Source organism: Sulfurovum indicum, from assembly GCF_014931715.1.
In the GTDB taxonomy this organism is placed as follows: Bacteria; Campylobacterota; Campylobacteria; order Campylobacterales; family Sulfurovaceae; genus Sulfurovum; species Sulfurovum indicum.
This window is the reverse complement of sequence record NZ_CP063164.1, coordinates 1,482,780-1,501,355: the sequence shown is the minus strand read 5'-3', so window position 1 is coordinate 1,501,355 and position 18,576 is coordinate 1,482,780. Positions and strand designations below refer to the sequence as shown.

The 18,576-nt window shown below is 40.6% G+C and carries 14 protein-coding genes; 6 read left to right on the top strand and 8 right to left on the bottom strand.

Features of this window, described 5'->3' with window-relative positions:
* The first annotated feature begins 236 nt into the window (after nucleotides 1-236).
* Both IMZ28_RS07465 and IMZ28_RS07460 read left to right on the top strand, forming a co-directional pair.
* Nucleotides 237-725 (top strand): protein disulfide oxidoreductase, encoded by a 489-nt coding sequence (locus IMZ28_RS07465; protein WP_197547960.1) that lies wholly within the window; start codon nucleotides 237-239, stop codon nucleotides 723-725.
* A gap of 28 nt (nucleotides 726-753) precedes the next feature.
* Nucleotides 754-1,263: a PhnA domain-containing protein gene (locus IMZ28_RS07460; protein ID WP_232087441.1), complete on the top strand. Its 510-nt coding sequence runs from the start codon at nucleotides 754-756 to the stop codon at nucleotides 1,261-1,263.
* 116 nt (nucleotides 1,264-1,379) lie between these two features.
* Here IMZ28_RS07460 and IMZ28_RS07455 read toward each other — a convergent pair whose 3' ends face one another.
* Nucleotides 1,380-2,105, bottom strand: coding sequence for a response regulator transcription factor (locus IMZ28_RS07455; protein ID WP_197547958.1), 726 nt, complete (start codon nucleotides 2,103-2,105; stop codon nucleotides 1,380-1,382).
* Nucleotides 2,106-2,292: 187 nt separating this feature from the next.
* Between IMZ28_RS07455 and IMZ28_RS07450 the strand changes: the two genes are divergently transcribed.
* Nucleotides 2,293-4,740 carry a beta strand repeat-containing protein gene (locus tag IMZ28_RS07450; RefSeq protein ID WP_197547957.1) on the top strand — a complete coding sequence of 816 codons (2,448 nt, stop codon included), beginning with the start codon at nucleotides 2,293-2,295 and terminating at the stop codon, nucleotides 4,738-4,740.
* 130 nt (nucleotides 4,741-4,870) lie between these two features.
* Nucleotides 4,871-5,425, top strand: a complete 555-nt coding sequence (locus IMZ28_RS07445; protein WP_197547956.1) for a hypothetical protein — start codon at nucleotides 4,871-4,873, stop codon at nucleotides 5,423-5,425.
* Nucleotides 5,426-5,536: 111 nt separating this feature from the next.
* Here the strand turns inward: IMZ28_RS07445 and IMZ28_RS07440 are convergent, their stop codons facing one another.
* From IMZ28_RS07440 to IMZ28_RS07425, 4 genes are all read right to left on the bottom strand, one after another.
* Nucleotides 5,537-6,730, bottom strand: a complete 1,194-nt coding sequence (locus tag IMZ28_RS07440) for an ABC transporter permease (protein WP_197547955.1) — start codon at nucleotides 6,728-6,730, stop codon at nucleotides 5,537-5,539.
* 3 nt (nucleotides 6,731-6,733) lie between these two features.
* Nucleotides 6,734-7,630 (bottom strand): efflux RND transporter periplasmic adaptor subunit, encoded by an 897-nt coding sequence (locus tag IMZ28_RS07435; RefSeq protein WP_197547954.1) that lies wholly within the window; start codon nucleotides 7,628-7,630, stop codon nucleotides 6,734-6,736.
* Nucleotides 7,627-8,334, bottom strand: a complete 708-nt coding sequence (locus tag IMZ28_RS07430; protein WP_197547953.1) for an ABC transporter ATP-binding protein — start codon at nucleotides 8,332-8,334, stop codon at nucleotides 7,627-7,629. The genes IMZ28_RS07435 and IMZ28_RS07430 overlap by 4 nt, the downstream gene beginning before the upstream one ends.
* A gap of 189 nt (nucleotides 8,335-8,523) precedes the next feature.
* Nucleotides 8,524-9,390, bottom strand: coding sequence for an AraC family transcriptional regulator (locus tag IMZ28_RS07425; protein WP_197547952.1), 867 nt, complete (start codon nucleotides 9,388-9,390; stop codon nucleotides 8,524-8,526).
* Between the two features lie 125 nt (nucleotides 9,391-9,515).
* On the opposite strand from IMZ28_RS07425, the gene accC reads away from it, so the two are divergent.
* Entirely contained in the window at nucleotides 9,516-10,970 is a 1,455-nt protein-coding gene (accC, locus tag IMZ28_RS07420; protein ID WP_197547951.1) for an acetyl-CoA carboxylase biotin carboxylase subunit, read from the top strand.
* Between the two features lie 141 nt (nucleotides 10,971-11,111).
* Entirely contained in the window at nucleotides 11,112-13,040 is a 1,929-nt protein-coding gene (locus IMZ28_RS07415) for an LTA synthase family protein (protein ID WP_197547950.1), read from the top strand.
* Nucleotides 13,041-13,147: 107 nt separating this feature from the next.
* On the opposite strand, the gene IMZ28_RS07410 is transcribed toward IMZ28_RS07415, so the two are convergent.
* From IMZ28_RS07410 to IMZ28_RS07400, 3 genes are read right to left on the bottom strand one after another with little or no spacing between them, the layout of a single operon-like run.
* Nucleotides 13,148-16,225 carry an efflux RND transporter permease subunit gene (locus tag IMZ28_RS07410; protein ID WP_197547949.1) on the bottom strand — a complete coding sequence of 1,026 codons (3,078 nt, stop codon included), beginning with the start codon at nucleotides 16,223-16,225 and terminating at the stop codon, nucleotides 13,148-13,150.
* The gene (locus tag IMZ28_RS07405; protein WP_197547948.1) at nucleotides 16,222-17,286 is read right to left on the bottom strand and encodes an efflux RND transporter periplasmic adaptor subunit; all 1,065 of its coding nucleotides are present in this window, start codon (nucleotides 17,284-17,286) and stop codon (nucleotides 16,222-16,224) included. The genes IMZ28_RS07410 and IMZ28_RS07405 overlap by 4 nt, the downstream gene beginning before the upstream one ends.
* Nucleotides 17,279-18,478 (bottom strand): TolC family protein, encoded by a 1,200-nt coding sequence (locus IMZ28_RS07400; RefSeq protein ID WP_197547947.1) that lies wholly within the window; start codon nucleotides 18,476-18,478, stop codon nucleotides 17,279-17,281. The genes IMZ28_RS07405 and IMZ28_RS07400 overlap by 8 nt, the downstream gene beginning before the upstream one ends.
* Nucleotides 18,479-18,576 lie beyond the last annotated feature (98 nt).

Here is an 18,576-nt window from a genome sequence, read left to right as displayed (position 1 = left end):
AAGATGGAACAAAATATAAAAATAGAATTTAACAGACTACAGTCTCACGGGGTCCTTTGGAGAGGTCTTTTTTGAATACTGTACCGGAGTGTATTTCCTCAGCAAGGCTTTTGAGGACGTGAAAATACCGCTTTATCAGATCTATTCTTTGCTGGTGTATGCTGCATTTTACGGCAGCTCTTATGTCGGAGCACTGGAACAGTGTCTGAAAACGTTGAAGGTGTAGGGTCAGAGAATTGAAACTGAAAAAAATATTCAGAGAGATCGCAATAGGCATGACAGTTCTATTTATATTATCTAATATTATAAGTTATCTTCGAAAGCCGGACCTCTCCTCTGAACAACTTCCTCCGGTAACTGTGACACTCCTTGACGGCAGTCTGTACACGTTGAAAAGAGGGAAGCCTGTTCTTCTGCATTTTTGGGCAACATGGTGCAGGGTGTGTCAGATCGAAGCGTCCAATATTGAGACCCTTTCCAAAGAGTATGAAGTCTTGACTGTTGCGGTGAATTCCGGAGAGAATGCGGCGGTCAATGCCTATATGGAAAAGAACGGTCTGCATTTCAGGGTATTGAACGATGAGAACGGAAGTTGGGCGAAACAGTTTCATATACGGGTTTTCCCTACTACCTTTATCTATGATGCAGAAGGGAAGCTGAGGTTTGCTGAGGTAGGCTATACCACCACAGCAGGACTTTTGGGTAGATTAAAACTAATAGAGTAAAATACGGTAATTTTTCTAAAGGATGATTATGAGTACACAATGTGATCTTTGTAACAGTACGGAAGGCTTGGTTGAATATACTGTAGCTCCCAAAGATGAGACCATTACGATCTGCAGCACCTGTGCAGCGAGTATTGAAGATCCTGCACAAAATGAGAAACACTGGAACTGTCTGCATGAGAGTATGTGGAGTACAGAACCCGCTGTACAGGTGGTAGCATACAGACTGCTTACCAGACTCGGTGCACAGGATCAGCTTGATATGATGTATCTTGAAGATGATATCAGAGAGTGGGCTGAGGCTGGACTGGTCAGTGCAGATGTACCGGTTGTACGTGACAGTAACGGGACTGTACTGAACGAAGGTGATTCGGTCAGCATCATAAAAGACCTTCCTGTCAAAGGTGCCGGTTTTACCGCGAAGCAGGGAACAACAGTGAAGAACATCAGAATGGTAGCGGATGATCCGACACACATTCAGGGAAAGGTCAACGGTACGATGATCTTTCTGAAAACGGAGTTTCTGAAAAAACTCTAAATACTCCTCCCCCCCCGGGAGACAGCTCCGGTAAAAGAGGCACACTCTGCATTGGAATAGCCCGTTAATGTTGACTGGAATGAAGTTGCGTTTTCTGCTTTTGATAGATAGTTCAGTTATCTTTTATGCGGAAACACTGCAGCAGAACGTTTTCTTCGCTCTGCTCTCCAGATGGTTTTTTTTACACTCTCCGGATCTATCTTATAGCCTATCCCCTTCATAGAAGTGATCAGTTCTTTACCTGCTTTTTGACGTAATTTGTATACAAGGACCCTTAACTGGTTAGGGGCAGCATAATTGTCCCATAGATACCGGATGATAGTAGGAGTAGGGACGAACCATCCTCTATTCTTGACCAATATCTCTATAAAGAGTTTTTCTTTGGCAGTTAAAGAAATGGGTATTTTATCTTTTAGCAGTTCATGATGTCCGGGATCATAGGAAAATCCATTCTTTAAACGGATTGTCTGAGTATTCTGATATGTTTTAAAATTGAGCCAAAAGTTTAGTTTGAAGATCAGTTCATCTATGACAACAGGTTTTTTAAGATAGTCATTACACCCAAAAATAAAGCACTTTTCTATATTTCTTATCTGATAGAAAGGACTGAGTACAATAATGGGAATATGTTTGTCTGAAGCTCTTATTTTTTTTATGATCATATAGCTCTCATCACTCATAAGAGGTACATCCAGCAAGACAAGGTCATAACTTGACATATCTGTTTTATTTTTGTTAAAGGTAGCAAAAATTTGATAATTTGTAGAAAAACTTCTGTGCTTTAATTCTTTTTCAATCTCTGTATTCGACTGGTATTCATGATTAATGATCAGGATTTTCATCTATGTAGTTTCCTTCACTCTGTACGTCACTATAATCCATAATAACTAAAAAACTTAAAATATAAATAAAAATAAATTTTATAATGAAAATTAATTTATAAGTCACTTTTAAAGTCTATACTTTTGATAAGAGGATAAATATTGTGCCGAAAGGTTAATAAACATTGAAGTTTAAAAGGAGAAAAAGATGAAGAGTTATTTTTTAAAGGGAAGCAGAAACCCGATAGCACTATTCGCAGCTACAGCGGCAGTATTGGCATTAACTGCGTGTGGTGGCGGTAGCAGCAGTGACAGTAGTAGTGTTGTTACAGTCGGGGAATTTACTATTCAGGCAAAAGGGGGGAATGGAATGAGTGGTAGCGGTGGCAATGCTGATAGTTCTGCAATCTATGCTGATGGATATATGAATGTAGAATTTCTTACAAGTGGTACTGTTGATACTGCATTCACTGTTCCGAGCTATCCGCATGAAGATAACTTGGGCACTAACGGTAAGATAATTTCAGTTGATACCAATATCACCACAGTAGATAGTGGAAATGAACCGACAACAGCAGGTACTCTTTATTTGATAAATGGAAATACTCAATATCTTTGTGAGGCTGTAAACAGTGGTGATACCTGTGATAATAACATTACAAATCGTGTCACAGGCCTTAAAATTGATGAAGGAGTAACAGTAGTATTGGGGCTTAATGTTGATGATGATAACAGTGATGCTGACAATGATGATTCTACAGGTCAGGATCAGGCCCGTTTTAAATTATATGGTGACTTGATCATAAACGGGACACTTAAAACTGCAGCATTGACAACAGCAGGTGGTACAATTGATACGAGACATAGTGCTCCTGCGACAGTAAGGGACAAAGGTGCTTTATACCTTTATCTTCCTAATGACAATTCAGTGATCATTGGAGCCAATGGTTCAGTCGATACATCCGGAGATAATGGAAGCAGTGGAAATGAACGTGGTGGAGATGGTGGTTATGTAAGAATCAATGTGTATTATGCTTTGGTTCAAGTAAATGGTGCTATTGATGCCAGTGGCGGAAATGGTGTTGGAAGCGGAGATGGCGGAAATGCTGCTGTAGAACCAGGGAGTGGTTATGGTCACGTGTATATAAGTGCGTATGATGGTGTGTTTATTCATACCGGAAGTCAAGCGATCAATGCAAGTGGAGGAAATGGTGCTATAGGTGGAAATGCTGGTCAGCTTTCTCTTGAATCAGAAACAGGTTTTTACAATACCGCTCCAATTTTAGCCATAGGAGGTAATGGTTCTGCAGGTAATGGCGGACAAGGTGGTTATATATACATAGAATCTTATGTGGCAAGCATTTATAACTCTGCAGATATCAATACCAGCGGAGGTGACGGAAGTACCAATGGGGGAGATGCCGGTGACATTGATTTCTATCCCGGAGAGGGAAGCTATGTGGGAGAGCTGCTTAACTCAGGTAATATCTATGCTAATGGGGGTGATGCCGGAAACGGAAATGCCGGAAACGGATCGACTGTATATCTTTATCTTAATGGAGGTGGAAGTACCAGAACCTCCGGTAATATCTATGCCAATGGTGGAAATGCCAAAAGCTCCGGTATTATTCCTGCGAACAGTGGAATACTCCTAAGTGTATCTGGAAATGGAGGAGATGCCGGTGATGTGTATGTATATCTCGATGGTGAAGGAGATGATTATGGATACGGTGAAGAGGTTGCTTCAGGAGTTGTACAGATCAGCGGCAATATTGAAGTGAATGGTGGTGATGGTGACACTAATGGTGGTTACGGGGGTAATGTAGAGGTTGAAACATCTTATTCAGATATAGATTTTCCTCCTGTCGGTAAAATTCAGTTTCTTGGCTACAGTTCATTTGATGTTTCTGGAGGTGACGGCAATATCAGCGGTGGGCATGCAGGAAATGTGGAAGCTTATACAGAAGATGCGTGGACAGGAGATGACTATACTGCTGTTCCGGTTGGCTCCATTATTAATGAAGTACAGATCATCGCAAGAGGTGGTTATGCTGAAAACGGGACCGGCGGTAGAGGAGGTTATATAGAGTTTGAGGCAGAAGGTGAATTCTATGTTGGTACGACCAAAGTACTTAACAGTGGAGCCATTGATATCTCCGGAGGACTTGGTCTGGATGGAGGAAACAGTGGTGGTCTTTACTTCTACGGTCATGATGCGGTTGAGAACAGTGGTGAAATTATTGCACTGGGTGGAGATGCTGAAGGAAGTACTTCTACTGCCGGTCAAGGGGCTGATGACTCTATAGAAATGTACTCCAGCTATGATATACTTAACAGTGGTGCTATTATAGCAACCGGCGGTAACGGTACGGGGCTTAATGCTCAAGGTGATGACTCTGGTTACCTGTATGTGTATGCAGGAGGCAAAGTAACTAACAGTGGAGATCTCTACTTTAATGGCGGTGCTTCCAATGGTACAGCAGATAACAGTGATGGTGGATACGTAGATCTTCTGTCTGAAATCACCTATACGACCAATACGGCATCTGTGATTGATGTTTCTGCAGGAATCGGTGGAAGCGGAACAGTGGGTAATGTCGGCGATATCTACTTTGATTTTGTCAATGTAACGCCGATCAGCGGCATACTTAATTAAAAAAACGATGTTGCTGAAAGAGACGGATTATCTGTCTCTTTCTACTTCATATTCTGATCAGTTCTAAACAAATAATATAGTATTGATCAGAATATTGAAAAAATATTACGAAATAGAGGGTATGTGAAAAATGAATACACGTATAGGGCGTATTGCAGGAGTTTTTCTTTTTATCGCAGCTTTAGCTGTTTTTATATCACTATCGGACAAAAAGGAAGAGCTTGCTGCAACAAAAAAGACCGTCGTACAAAATGAGATTACAGAAACTGACAGCAAACAGAAGATACAGACTCCTAAGCCCAAAGAAAAATCTCTAAAACCTGCCATGCCTGTTTTAAAAAATGACGAATATGCTATATTGTCTGATATGGATAAAAAAGATGATTCCAAAGAAGATTTTCTGGAAAGAGCAGAGGCACATAAAGAAGCATTAGCACGAGAACGCGGCTCTGAAGCTTTGGAGCGTTACTATGAACAAAAGGAGAAAAAAGAAAAGCGTCTTTCTGAACGTCAGGCTAAAAGAGAAGCTAACAAAGTGTATCATGAAAAGATGAAGTCCTGGCGTGAAGAGATTAAAGAGGCTAAAGAAAATGGTGATAATGATCGTTTAGACGAATTAAAGAATCATAGACCTATACACCACCAGAAGGAAGTACAGCTGACGAATAATGATACAGAGAGTTAGAGACAAATATGATTATGATTCTGTCATTTATCGGTATTCAGGATAATAACAAGATTATTTGGAAAGGTGGAAGAGACAAGTATTCCAAAGATACAGGCTAATAGTGATCTATTATCTTTGGGAAAATACAATACCCGGTTCCATGTGCAGAATCGCTCTTACACTGATAAAAGCTGCAGTAATACTTACGATCAGAACGCCCAAAAAGCCAAGCAAAGGGGCAAACCACATCATGCGAAACGGAAAATCTGCACTGGCTGCACTCCCACCTAATAAAGCAGATACTCCTATACCTGTACCGCTTCCGATTATTACACCTATAAAAGCCTGTGTGAACACCATAGTCACCAATTGCTTACTGGATGCTCCCATCGCTTTTAGAACAGCATATTGTCTGAGATTTTCATAGGTGAACATATAGAGCATGACACCGGTGACTCCAAAACCTACAAGCATTGCAAGGATAATCATGTTGATCATATCGCCTACATCTTCGGAGTTAACAAGAAACCACAGGACGGTCTCTCTTTTGAATGCATCACTGGTAATGGCCTTTAGTCCTGTCTGCCTAGAGATATTATCGGCTAAAGTACTGGCTGAAATATTTTTTTCTCCCTTTACCATAATAAAAGTGATGTACCTGTTTTCTCCGGGATTGAGTCGCTTGAAGTTTGACTGTGTTGTATAGATCAATGGTCTTGGCGGAAATCTTGGAATAGTTGAGGAGAGACCTCTTATTACCACCCTTTTGTCATTTATGAGCAACTCGTCTCCATATCTTAGTTTTCGTGTAGGTGCATCAAGGTGTGCCCCGTCATACGGCCATATATCTTTTTGATGCAGTGGTGTCTGAAGCTTGCCACTGCTTCCGCCACTGTCGACAATGATGCTGTCTGGCATATGCAGAAGGGCAGCATTTAAGCCGTTTTCCGGTTCTGGGGTACCGCTCAATGTAGCGTCATCTACACCGATCATCTGAAATGACTGAAAATGTCCATTTGGAAACCTGGCTGTTACGTTACTTATATAGAAAGGGACAGCATAGTTTACCCCTTTGACACTGCGAACAAGTCCCAGAGACGCATCACTCATGTTGATCGTTGCTTCTGTTGAGTTGACAGCAGGGTCCATTACCCAGACATTGCCAGAGGGATTTTCACTCACCAGTGCAAAACCTCTTGTCATAAATCCTGCAAAATATGCCATGGCAAATGTCACTAAAAATGCAGTAAAGCCAATACCTGTAAAAAGTCCAAGAAATTTGGTTCTGTCATGCATCAGCATTTTGACCGCTACTTCAAACATGTTTTAGTTTCCCTGCCTGGGGGTTTGGATAAAGATATCCAGTTGTTCCCCCACATAAAGAGGGAAGGTTGTTGCTCTTTTTACAGCGTAGACGACTTGAAGCACACGTGTATCGGTACGCTCTGTACTTCTCCCTGTCAAGTTGGTTTTGGGCATAACGTAAGGGATCGTATATCTATAGCTTAATTCGATCTTCTCTTTATGGTTGCCCCGCATATATGCCACTGCTTTTGTACCCGGTTTGAACTTTGAAATATCATATTCATTGATGCTAACGCGTACATTCACATTATCGCTACCGATAATAAGTGCGTTGCTTCGGTTGTCAAAAAAGTCTCCCTTGCTGATCTTAGACCTTAATACTGTGCCATCTATAGGACTGTAGATCTTATAGCGTTTTAATTGTTCCTGCAAGGCGGATAGTTTCACTTTTGAGATTTCAAACATCTCTTGTGCCTCTTTGTAGCGGTCCTGTGCCTGTATGTATTGCTCTTTCGTAACCATTTGAGGAGAGACTTTTTTGAAGTTTTCTATCAGTTCGAAGTGGTGTTTTATACGTGTCAGCTTTGCCCTGGCAGCTTTTATTTCGGCTTTGGAAACCATTATTCTGCTTTGAAGAAGCGTATCGTCTATTTCAAAAAGAAGTGTTCCCTTCTGTATCTTGTCTCCGCTTTGCACATAGACTTTCTGAATGAGACCGGAAACAGGAGAGCCAACGGTAATATTTTTACTCTCTGCTTCTACGATCCCTGTTCCTGCTATAAATGATTTAAAAGGCAGTTTTACAGAAGGGATAGGCACGGTTTTTGATGATATTATCCTGTCTCCGTATCCAACTGCCGTGATTCCAAGAGCAAGACCGATGATTGAAACGGTCATCAAAATATAAAACTTTTTCATCTGTTCTCTTCCACTTTTATGATCCTCCCGTCTTCCATATGCGCTATCCTGTCCGCGTATCGATAAATGCGATTGTCATGAGTGACTACGATCATGGTTACACCGTGCTCTTTGGTCAATTTTTTTAAAAGCTCCATAACCATCTGCCCTGATTCGTGATCGAGACTGCTTGTAGGTTCATCACAGATCACGAGTTTTGGTCTATGCACCAATGCTCTGGCAATGGCAACCCGTTGCTGTTGTCCACCACTCAGGTTACCTGGCAGAACATACTTTTTTGATTCCAGACCTACAGCTTTTAACATCTCTTTTGCACGGGAAATGGCTGTTGTTTTATTGATTCCGGAAATTGTAAGGGGCAGGGCTGTATTTTCAGCTGCACTCAATGCGGGAATAAGATTGAAGGCCTGAAATACAAAGCCGATCTCCCTGCCTCTCCAAGCGGTTTTTTTTTGATCACTCATTGTGGACAGGTCGTATCCAAGAACAATACATCTGCCGCTGTCAAACCCAAGCAGAGCGGTAATGACCGATACAAATGTAGTTTTGCCGCACCCGGAGGGTCCTACCAGCATTAGCAGTTCACCCTGGTAGACATCAAGATTTACACTTTGCAGTGCTTTGACCTCTGTCTCTCCGGAACTGAATGTTTTTACAATATCTGTACAGTGAAGTACTCTGTTTCTTTTGTGATATTCTGCCATATTCAAAGCATAAACGATGAAAATGAAATGAGGATGAAATAGATTTCCATTTTGCTTTGTCCATCATAAACTCCGCTCAATCGGGCAGAGTATCAGATATGCCGGGCTACTCTTTTTTTTGCTTCTTTTGGGTACCTTGTTCGGGCAGGGATGTTTTTCCGATCAGGATCGCTTTGGAGAAATTCCCATCTATAAGGTTATTGAGAGATAAAAATCCATTTCAAATCTTCCGTATCTGTCAAGGTGATGGTTTTTACAGTAGATTGCATAGGGAGGCTTCGTGGTTGTCTCATAACCGCTTTTGGGAAGCCAGGTATGGTAGACCCAGCGAATGAATTTCAGAAGATCCTCTCTTTTCCCGCTAACGTTAAAGCATGCATAGACACCTCCTGCGATTTTGAATTTAGGCAGATTGACGGTAAGACCGTCATCATTAAAACTGATCGCTGAGACATGCTGGCATGAGGCAAGTTGTGTGATTGCAGGGTTGTCATGGAACAGTGAGATGAGCTTGTACTCTTTTAGATCAAGTGTATAGATGAGTGTCTGAAGTTTTTGCCAGGAGTATTTGATGTGCTCTCCATAGCCGTTATCTCTGAGATAATAACCCTCCATAGGATCCCGTTTGATAATGGTCGGTTCGCTGACAGAGAGTGTATCCGGTGCATTCTGGTCGTTTGGTAAGGAGAGCAGTGCATCGGAGTAGTTTAGGTAACCACCGTTCCGCCACGCTTTGGGTGTCATGCCGAAACGTGCTTTGAAGGCTCTTATAAATGAAGTTTGCGAACTGTATCCGCAGGCATTGGCAATTTGTGATATGGTTGAGTGACGGTTGGTCAAAAGAAGATTGGAGGCCTTTTGCAAACGGATCGATTTAATACTTTCATAGATGTTTCTGCCAAAGATACTTTTAAATATCTTGTGAAGATAGTATTTGTCTATATGAAAATTCTTTGCAATCTCGTCAAGATTGATCTGTGTATCGATATGGGTGTAGATGTAAAACATCAGATCGTTGGCGATACGGACATTTTTCCAGTAGGTTTCTTTCTTCATGATAGTAATTATATCTGTTTTAGATAATTTTTTTTACAAAAAAGGATAATTTATAAGTCAAAAAAGGTGTAGAACTATCTTGGTAACTGTTTTATAATGGCGGTACTAAAAAAGGAGCACCGAACATGAAAAAGAAAATTCATAAACTTTTGATCGCAAATCGCGGAGAGATCGCACTGAGATTGATACGTGCGTGTAAGGAACTTGGCATTATAAGTGTCGTAGTACATTCGGAGGCAGACAAGGATGGGGTATGGGTTAAAAAAGCTGATCAGTCCATAGAAATGAAAGGACATCCTGTACAGGTATATCTTGATTATGAGAATATCATTGTAGTTGCAAAACAGCATAGATGTGATGCTGTACACCCGGGTTACGGCTTTCTCTCTGAAAATGCCGAGTTTGCAAAAGCATGTGAGAAGAACGGTCTGACCTTTGTCGGTCCAAAAGCGGAGCATATTGCACTCTTTGGTGACAAGATCGCTTCCAAAGAGAAGATGAAGGAGATCGGTGTACCGGTGATAGAGGGTACGACCACACCGGTATATGATGTTCAGGAGGCTATGGAGGTTGCACAACGAATAGGCTATCCTGTTATTATTAAAGCTGCCTATGGAGGCGGTGGGAGAGGGATGCGTATCGTAGAGAGTGAAGAGGGGTTTGCCTCTGCATTCGAGAATGCCAGAGCTGAAGCGGAAAAGTATTTTGGCAACGGTGATCTGTTCGTCGAAAAATATATCAGGAATCCTAGACATATCGAAGTGCAGATCATTGCTGACAAATATGGCAATGTCGTACATCTTGGAGAGAGGGACTGCTCTATCCAGAGACGGCATCAGAAGGTGATCGAGATCTCTCCTTCTCCCCGTCTCAACCAGGAGACACGCAAAGAGCTTTTCCGTATAGCACAAAAAGCGATCTACAAGCTTGGGTATGAGAGTGTTGGAACCATAGAGTTTCTCGTAGATGAGGATGATGAGATCTATTTCATTGAGATGAACACACGTATACAGGTGGAGCATCCGGTAACGGAGATCACTACAGGAGTAGACTTGATTCAGCGGATGATACAGATTGCAGAGGGTGATAAGCTGCAGTTTCTGCAGGAGGAGATATCTTTCAGAGGGTATGCGATCGAGTTCCGTATTAATGCCGAAGATCCGCAAAAAGAGTTTATGCCCTCTTTTGGTACGATAGGTGAGTATTTGACCCCTGGTGGTCCAGGTGTAAGACTTGACAGTGGTATTTACAGCGGTTATACGATACCGCCGCACTATGACTCAATGGTTGCCAAGCTGATTGTATGGGCATTGGATTGGGAAGGTGTAATAAAAAAAGCACAGAGGGCGCTGGATGAGTACTACATTGATGGGATAAAAACGAATATTGCACTGCACAAAGCTGTTCTTGGCAATGAAGAGTTTCAAAAAGGTTGTTTCACTACAAACTTCCTTAATACAATGACAGAAGATTTTGCACTGCTCAATACGATCGCGCCTACCCAAGACAATAATATATCATCGTTTATGGCACGAATGATCCAAAAGGGTATTCTGTCGATCAAAGGTGACTTTTTGTAAGGATGAGGTTGAGACGAAGTATACAGCGGTAGAGCCTTAGATGCATCCACTCTTTGCCGGGGATAGTGACATGATGGCCCATTCAGCATATTTTCATTTTCAAAATATATAATGGGGCAAATAACTAAGGACACCCTCTAAATGAATACAGGAAGATTTAAATTCGCTACCAATTTTATCGGTATTTTCATCGTTGTGAGCTTTATCACAAGGATTGTTTTGCTGGTAATGACATATGATCAGGCCGATACGGGTATCATTGAATTGCTGAAGGTCTTTTTCATCGGAATGTTCTATGACTTTGTAGCGGTATCGTATTACCTGATACCGTTTATCATCTATCTTATTCTTATTCCAAGAAAGATATTCAACTCGGTCATACACAAGATCGTCAGCCTTCTGATCTATTTTGCGGTGATCTATTCGGTGGTATTTAACGGTTTCAGTGAGTACTTTTTCTGGGAAGAGTTTGGAAAACGCTTCAATTTTATTGCTGTTGATTACCTGGTCTACACGCATGAAGTGGTACATAACATCCTTGAGTCCTACCCTATACCTCTTCTTGTGGGGATCATACTGGTAATTACGGGTTTCATTTTTTTCTACAATCATAAAAAGACTACGTTTCACTGTGACGCGTTCAACTGTGACATGCCGTTTTCAAAACGGTTGAAGATCGGAAGTATCTATCTTGCCTTGCCTCTGCTCTTCTTTATATTTCTGGATAAGCAGACCCTGACTGAGAATTGCCCCAACAAGTTCGATCAGGAGTTGGCAAAGAACGGTTTTTATTCTCTTTTCAGTGCCTTCAGACATAATGAGCTGGAGTATGATGAGTTTTATAAAACACTTGATGAAACCAGTGTCTTTAAAAGACTGCGTATGCTTTTGAAGAGGGAGAGTACAACTTTTAAGACGAATGATATTCATGATATTACCAGAGTGGTCAAAAATGACGGACCGGCACACCGGTATAATATTGTATTGATCATGGTGGAGAGTCTCAGTGCAGAATATATGGGAGTATTCGGTGACAAGCGCGGATTGACCCCTCATCTGGATGAACTGGCAAAAAGATCTCTCTTTTTCAACAATCTCTATGCGACAGGTACAAGAACGGTCAGAGGTATGGAAGCGGTCACGCTTTCTCTACCCCCGACACCCGGCAGAAGCATTGTGAAAAGACCTGACTGCCAGAACATGAACTCGGCAGGTTTCGTGTTCGGGAAATTAGGCTATGAGAGTAAATTCATCTATGCCGGTCATGGATATTTCGACAATATGAACTACTTTTTTTCCAACAACGGATTTGAAGTGGTGGACAGGTTTGATTTTAAAGATGACGAAGTGACATTTTCCAATGTGTGGGGTGTTTGTGATGAAGATCTCTTAAACAAGGTCAGCAAAGAGGCTGATAAATCTTATGCGAAAGAGAAACCCTTCTTCAGTTTTGTCATGACCACCTCCAACCACAGACCCTACACTTATCCGGATGGCAAGATCGATATTCCTTCCCATACAGGACGCAACGGCGGGGTGAAATATACAGATTACGCCATCGACAAATTTCTTAAAGAAGCTTCCAAAAAACCGTGGTTTGACAACACGCTCTTTGTGATTGTTGCAGACCATAACGGCGGAAGTGCAGGAAAAACTGCTTTGCCGGTCTGGCGTTACAGAATACCCCTTTTCATTTATGCACCAAAACTTATCGAGCCAAAGGTTGTCAGTAAACTTGCCTCACAGGTAGATATTGTGCCTACACTTTTGGGGATCATTGGTCAGAGTTATGAAGCTAAATTCTATGGAGATGATATCTTGAAAGAAGACCATCAGGAGAGAGCATTCATAGGGAACTATCAAAAACTCGGCCTTTTCAGAAACAATACACTTACAGTGCTCTCTCCGGATAAAAGTGTACAAAACTATAAGGTAAAGAAGCAGACACTCTACCGTGTGGAATATACAGAAGAAAAACCGTCAGAGGCAGATGTCAAGGACACGGTTACCTACTATCAGAGCGCAAGTTATCTCTACAAGCATAATCTGCTAAGAGAGAAGTTGAGATAAGCTGTAAGGAAAAAGAGTATATTGTTGCTCAATAATATATGTTTTTCCTCCACTGGCTGTACCTATTACAGAATAGACGATCTGAAAAGAATCAAAACTGTCTATTTTTATTTTTTGGAGGCTATCAAGCTTTTGTCCTGTAATTTGTATAGCCAATAAAAAAACAACGGTATTACAAACAGATTTACGCCAATAGCAAAAAAGAGTCCACCCATGATCGCGATTGCCATATCCTGAATGATCTGTGTACCGCTGCCTATTGCCAATGCGATAGGCAGCAGGGCAAAGGCATTTGAAAACATGGTCATCAGGACAGGACGCATTCTCACAGCAATGGCATCGACTATGCGTTTTTTCTCATTGCTATTACCGGTTACGTTCATATGATAGAAATCATAAATCAGTACATTATTGTTGATTACAATACTAAGTACTATGAGCATACCCATAAATGCAGTAATATCCAGAGGTTTTCCGGTAAGTTTCAGTGCAAGGAAAACGCCTGTCAATGTCATTAAAAGTGCTATAAGTATGGAAAATGAAATACGAATGGAGCTGAAATTAAAAAGCAAACCGGTGAAAATAATGATAACAGCAAATAAAATAACATATCCCATCTCTTTAAACGATTGCTGTTGCTCTTTATAGAAACCGCTGATATCTGCGGTAATATTGTTTGGCAGTTTGGCTGAAACAAGGGTGTCTTTGATGTGACTGACTACAGCGGACATATTATTGCCTGAAAATCTAATCCCAAGGATACAGACAGGAGAGAGGTTGTAGTGTGTAATCTCAGCTACTTTGCTTTTATAGGTGATTGTAGCAACATAACTTAACGGTATGTTTTTATTGAGTTTGGGTGAAAAAACAGATAACTCTTTTTTAAGATAGTCAATAGGATCAACCCTTGGGCGTTCCATAAAGAGACGAATATCTATAAGTTTTTCCCCCTGTGCTACAGATGCTACCACACTGCCATAATACATAGTTCTAATCTGTGTGGACAGCGTCTGTTCATCAATACCATATAATGCATAGGCATTATTTTTAAGTCGTACATTGATGGCAGGTGAAGCATACGAAGTAAGGACATTGACTTCTTCTATATCTTTGATAGATTTAAGCATCTTTTTAAGACGATACCCGTGTTGTATCAGATCATCAGGGTTGGGGCCAAAAAGATGTATCGATATAGGTGCATCTGCACCCATAATGTCTCCAAGTCTGTCCTCAAGGACCTGGGAAAGTCCAAGTTCTTCCATGTTTGGTACAGCTGTCTCTATCTCGTGACGTAGCTTTTCGATTACTTCAAAAGCACTTCTGCTTCGTTTCTTTTTGAGTGTAACTAAAAAGTCTCCCTGATTGGATTGTGTAGAGACTTGCCCTAAAGAGGTTCCGATACGGAGTGTCCATCCTTTGACTTCAGGAGTATTATCAAGGATCCTGCCTACGGACATAAACTCATCTCTGCTCTGTTTCAGTGAAGTTCCAGGAGGCAGGACTATATCTACAACGATATTTCCTTCATCCCATTTAGGCAGAAAAGTAGAAGGAATGGTTTTGTAAAGAAAAAAACTCAAAGCAAAGGCAGAGAGTAAGATAGGTAAAGATATCCAGGCATGGTTCATCATCTTTGTCAAAAAGCGTTTGTATTTCTCTACTATAGGCTCCATAAAATCTTTTCTTTTTTTTGGTTCATTCGGAAGTGCTACAAAGGCAATGATAGGTGTAAGGAAAACAGCGATTATCTGAGAAATCACATAGGTGATTACCAGTACAAAAGCCAGCTGCTTAAAAAAGAGTCCTACGACACCGCTTACCATTAAAAGGGGTACAAATATCAATGTAGCAAGCAGTGTTGCTGTTGCCATGATAGGCAAGATCTCTCTGGCACCTCGGATCACGGCTTCTTGTTTGGAAACCCCTTTTTTAAAGTGTCTTTCAATGTTTTCAATTACGATGATCATCTGATCTATCAAACCGCCAAGTGCCGCAGCCATACCTCCAAGTGAAAAGATATTGAAATCAATACCTCCAAGCTTCATACCTACCATGGTAATAAGAAATGTAACAGGAATGACAAGTAAAGAGATCAGTGAAAGTGTTACTTGCCTCAAAAAGAAAAATATTACCAAAACAGCGATAATGCCACCGAGAATGATAGCATCCCTTACGCTGTTGACTGCTTCTTTGATAAAATCGGTACCGTCATAGTAGTTAACGATTTGGATATTTTCTTTTTGAAGTGCAGGTGCCAGTTCCTTTAATTTTTCATTAAACTTTTTTGCGACATCGATGGCATTGGCATTGGGTTGTCTTAAGAGGTTGAAAACAACAGCATTTTTAAATCCTGTAGCAGCACTTGTGGCTTTGACAGGATTTTCCCTTTCTATGAGTAACGCGATATCCCCTATCTTTACGGACTTATTATCTGGCAGTGCGATATCAATATCCAATAACTTTGAAGCATCTTCACTTTTTTGGTAGAGAGAAAGAACATACTGTTTATGGTAGTCTTCTATAAGCCCCATAAACCTGATCATATTCTGGGCTTTGAGCTGGTTGATGATCTTCTGTAGATCCAACCCGTAAGCTCTTACTTTTTTGGCATTGAGCAGTAGCTTATATTCACTCCATGCCGGTGCTTTTATCTCTATATCGTATACTCCGGGAATGGAAAGAAGTACAGGTTTAAGTTCATAGTAAAGCTTCTCTGTAAGTTTTGCGCGAGACAAGGAGTTGGAACCAATAGCATAGATAGAGACAGGATATATACTCGGAGTAGCCTGACGAATGGTGATGGAAGCGGAGGCAGGGATTTGATTTTTGATATCTGCTATACGTGCCTGAACGAGTTGGTATGCCAAATAGGGGTCTACATTCCAGTTGAAATAGAGACTGATGTCTGTAGAGCCAATAGAGGTAGAAGAGACTATCTTTTCTACATCCTGTACAGTTTTAAGAGCCTCTTCACTAGGTTTCGTTATGGAAAAAAGCATCTGTTCTATAGGTGCATAGCCATTCTCAATACTTACCTCAATACGGGGAAAAAAGACATTTGGAAAAACACCTTTTGGAATAGAAAACGATAGTTTATATCCGACAGCAGCCAGTAAAAAAACAACGATAAAAATTGCTAATTTATTTTTTAGAACATAGAGAAAAAAACCTTTCTGATCTTTCATTTCAGAACCTCTACGATGGCTCCGTCATGAAGCATATAGGCATTTTTAAAAACAATATGGTCTTCTGCCTGCAGATGATCTGTGAGCAGAACTTTGTCTATCATATCTTTTTCTACAGTAATAAAGTGAAGTGTAGCTTTGTTCTTTTTTATGATATATACTGCCGGATGGTTTTGTACTATGACAACAGCATCTTTGGGAACAATCCAGCCTCTGGTCTGAGCCGTTTGTATCTGGGCTTCTATATGCATCCCAATCGGTAGAGTTTGTGAAGGAAGAGCTATGACATTCAGCAGATTGTCACTGCTTTGAGGCAGTATGGCTACAATTTTGGCATCAGTTACACTTCCTTGCTCTTTTAGTTTTACTTTTTGACCGATATAGAGCTCTTTTGCAAACAAAGGTGGGACAAAAAGCCGTATTTGTACATGGGTATCTATGATCCTGCAAAGAGTTTGTCCATAGGCAACATAACTTCCGTCCGGAATCAGGGAGTCAACATATCCATCTACCGGTGCTTTTACAAGGGAAGAACTCTCTTGAAGTTCCAGTTTACCCAGTTCTCTTTTTGCCTTATTGAGGGCAATGTTTGTTTCCTCCAAAAGATTTTGTTGATCCAAAAGCCGGTTTTTTGAGAGGATACCGAGTTGCATCATCTCTTTAGCACTTTTAAATTTACTTTTTTGAGCCAAAACCTGTTTGTGTAAAAGCCCGATATTTGACTTTAGCATGGTAATGGTATTCTTTCGTTGGGCGTTACTGACAGTTGCGATAATATCATCTTTTTTAATCAATTGCCCATTAAAACTTTTTACATGCAGAATACCTTCTGATAGTGTGTTGACCGTGATCTTCCGATGTAGCTCTGTAATACCGGTTACGGTTTGACTTATAGGTATATTTGCAAGTTTCGGATTGATGACACTTACCTTCACATAATGTTTCTGTTTGGGATACTGAAGTGTTTTTGCTATCTCTTTACCATTATCCTCAAAGAAAGAGAAAAGAGAAGAGCTAAAAAGCAGTAAAAAACTCAAGATCAAAAAAAAATGCCTACTCATAAATAACTCCATTCGAAAGCGTATTTAAAATCAGAGCATTACGTATCATTTTGTATTTGGCATTTATCTGTGCCTCATGAACAGCAAGGCTTCCTTCGATGGTCTGCAGATAAGTATTGAGGTCAATATAGTGTTTAAGGTAGGCAGTCCGCATATTTTTTAATGTAATATTGGCTTCTTTGAGGGTTTTTGAGAGTGAAGTAAATGACTTTTTGGCTGTTTCATATTGGTTTTTCCATGTTATATACTGTATTTTTCTCTCTATCTCCAAAGATTTTTTCTGACTCTTTATTTTCAGTGCTTCGACTTTTTGCTTCTCTACAATAGAAGATATACTTCCGTCAAAGTGCATATTTAGCCCCATACTCAAAGTATAGTTGTTACCATAGGCGGTAGGGTCATCGTTAAATTGCTGATTGGCACTGATGACGGCATCAGGTATCCAGCTCTGTTCAAGGCGCTTTATTTTTTGTAAGCTCTGCTTTGCCCGGTTATCATTGAGCTTGAGTTGCGGGCTATTGGCAATAAAACGATGGAGACTGCTATGGAGTGTGGAAGAAACAGGCCGGGGTATAGTATGATGGGGGCTGAAAAGTTTCAGTTGTTCTTTCATGACAGTCACAGTTTCTTTCTCCTGATCCATTTGGGATTTTGCCAAAGCGATAGTATTTTCCAGTCTGGTAAGTTCAATCATACTCATATCACCTGCTTTGACAGCAGATCTTACAGCATTAAGCAGAGTATATTGTGTCTGATAGAGCTTTCTGTAGATATGCAGTTTTTCTTCACTGGCTCTGTAGGCAGTGATCATGCTGAGCAGGGAGAGAAATAGTTTCTCTTTTTGCACCTGTAACAGGAGTCTGTCCTCTTTCATCTGAAGCTGTATCAGGCGAATCTCTTCTACACTTTTCCCAAAAAGATCAATAGTATCTGTTATACCTATATCTGTATTGTTGAAGTGATGGTTCAAAAGCTTTGCACTGGTTGAACCGTACATGATCCCTGTATCAAGATTGAGATACTGTTGTTTCTTTTTTGCCTCTATACTTAATGTTCTGGACTTTTGCTGCAGGATATATATATTTTGATAAGAGAGTGTTTTGAGGGCTTCTTTGTAGAAGGGGATAATACTGTTATCGGCATTTGTCAGGGTTAGTAATACAGATACCAGGAAAAAAAACTTACCTGTCATTTCTGTTTCCTGTTATGCTTAAAACTCTTCTCGTATCCTTCTTTTGCTTCTTTCTCGCAGCTTATTCGTTGAAGTGCTCGATGAGGTGAATTGGTCGA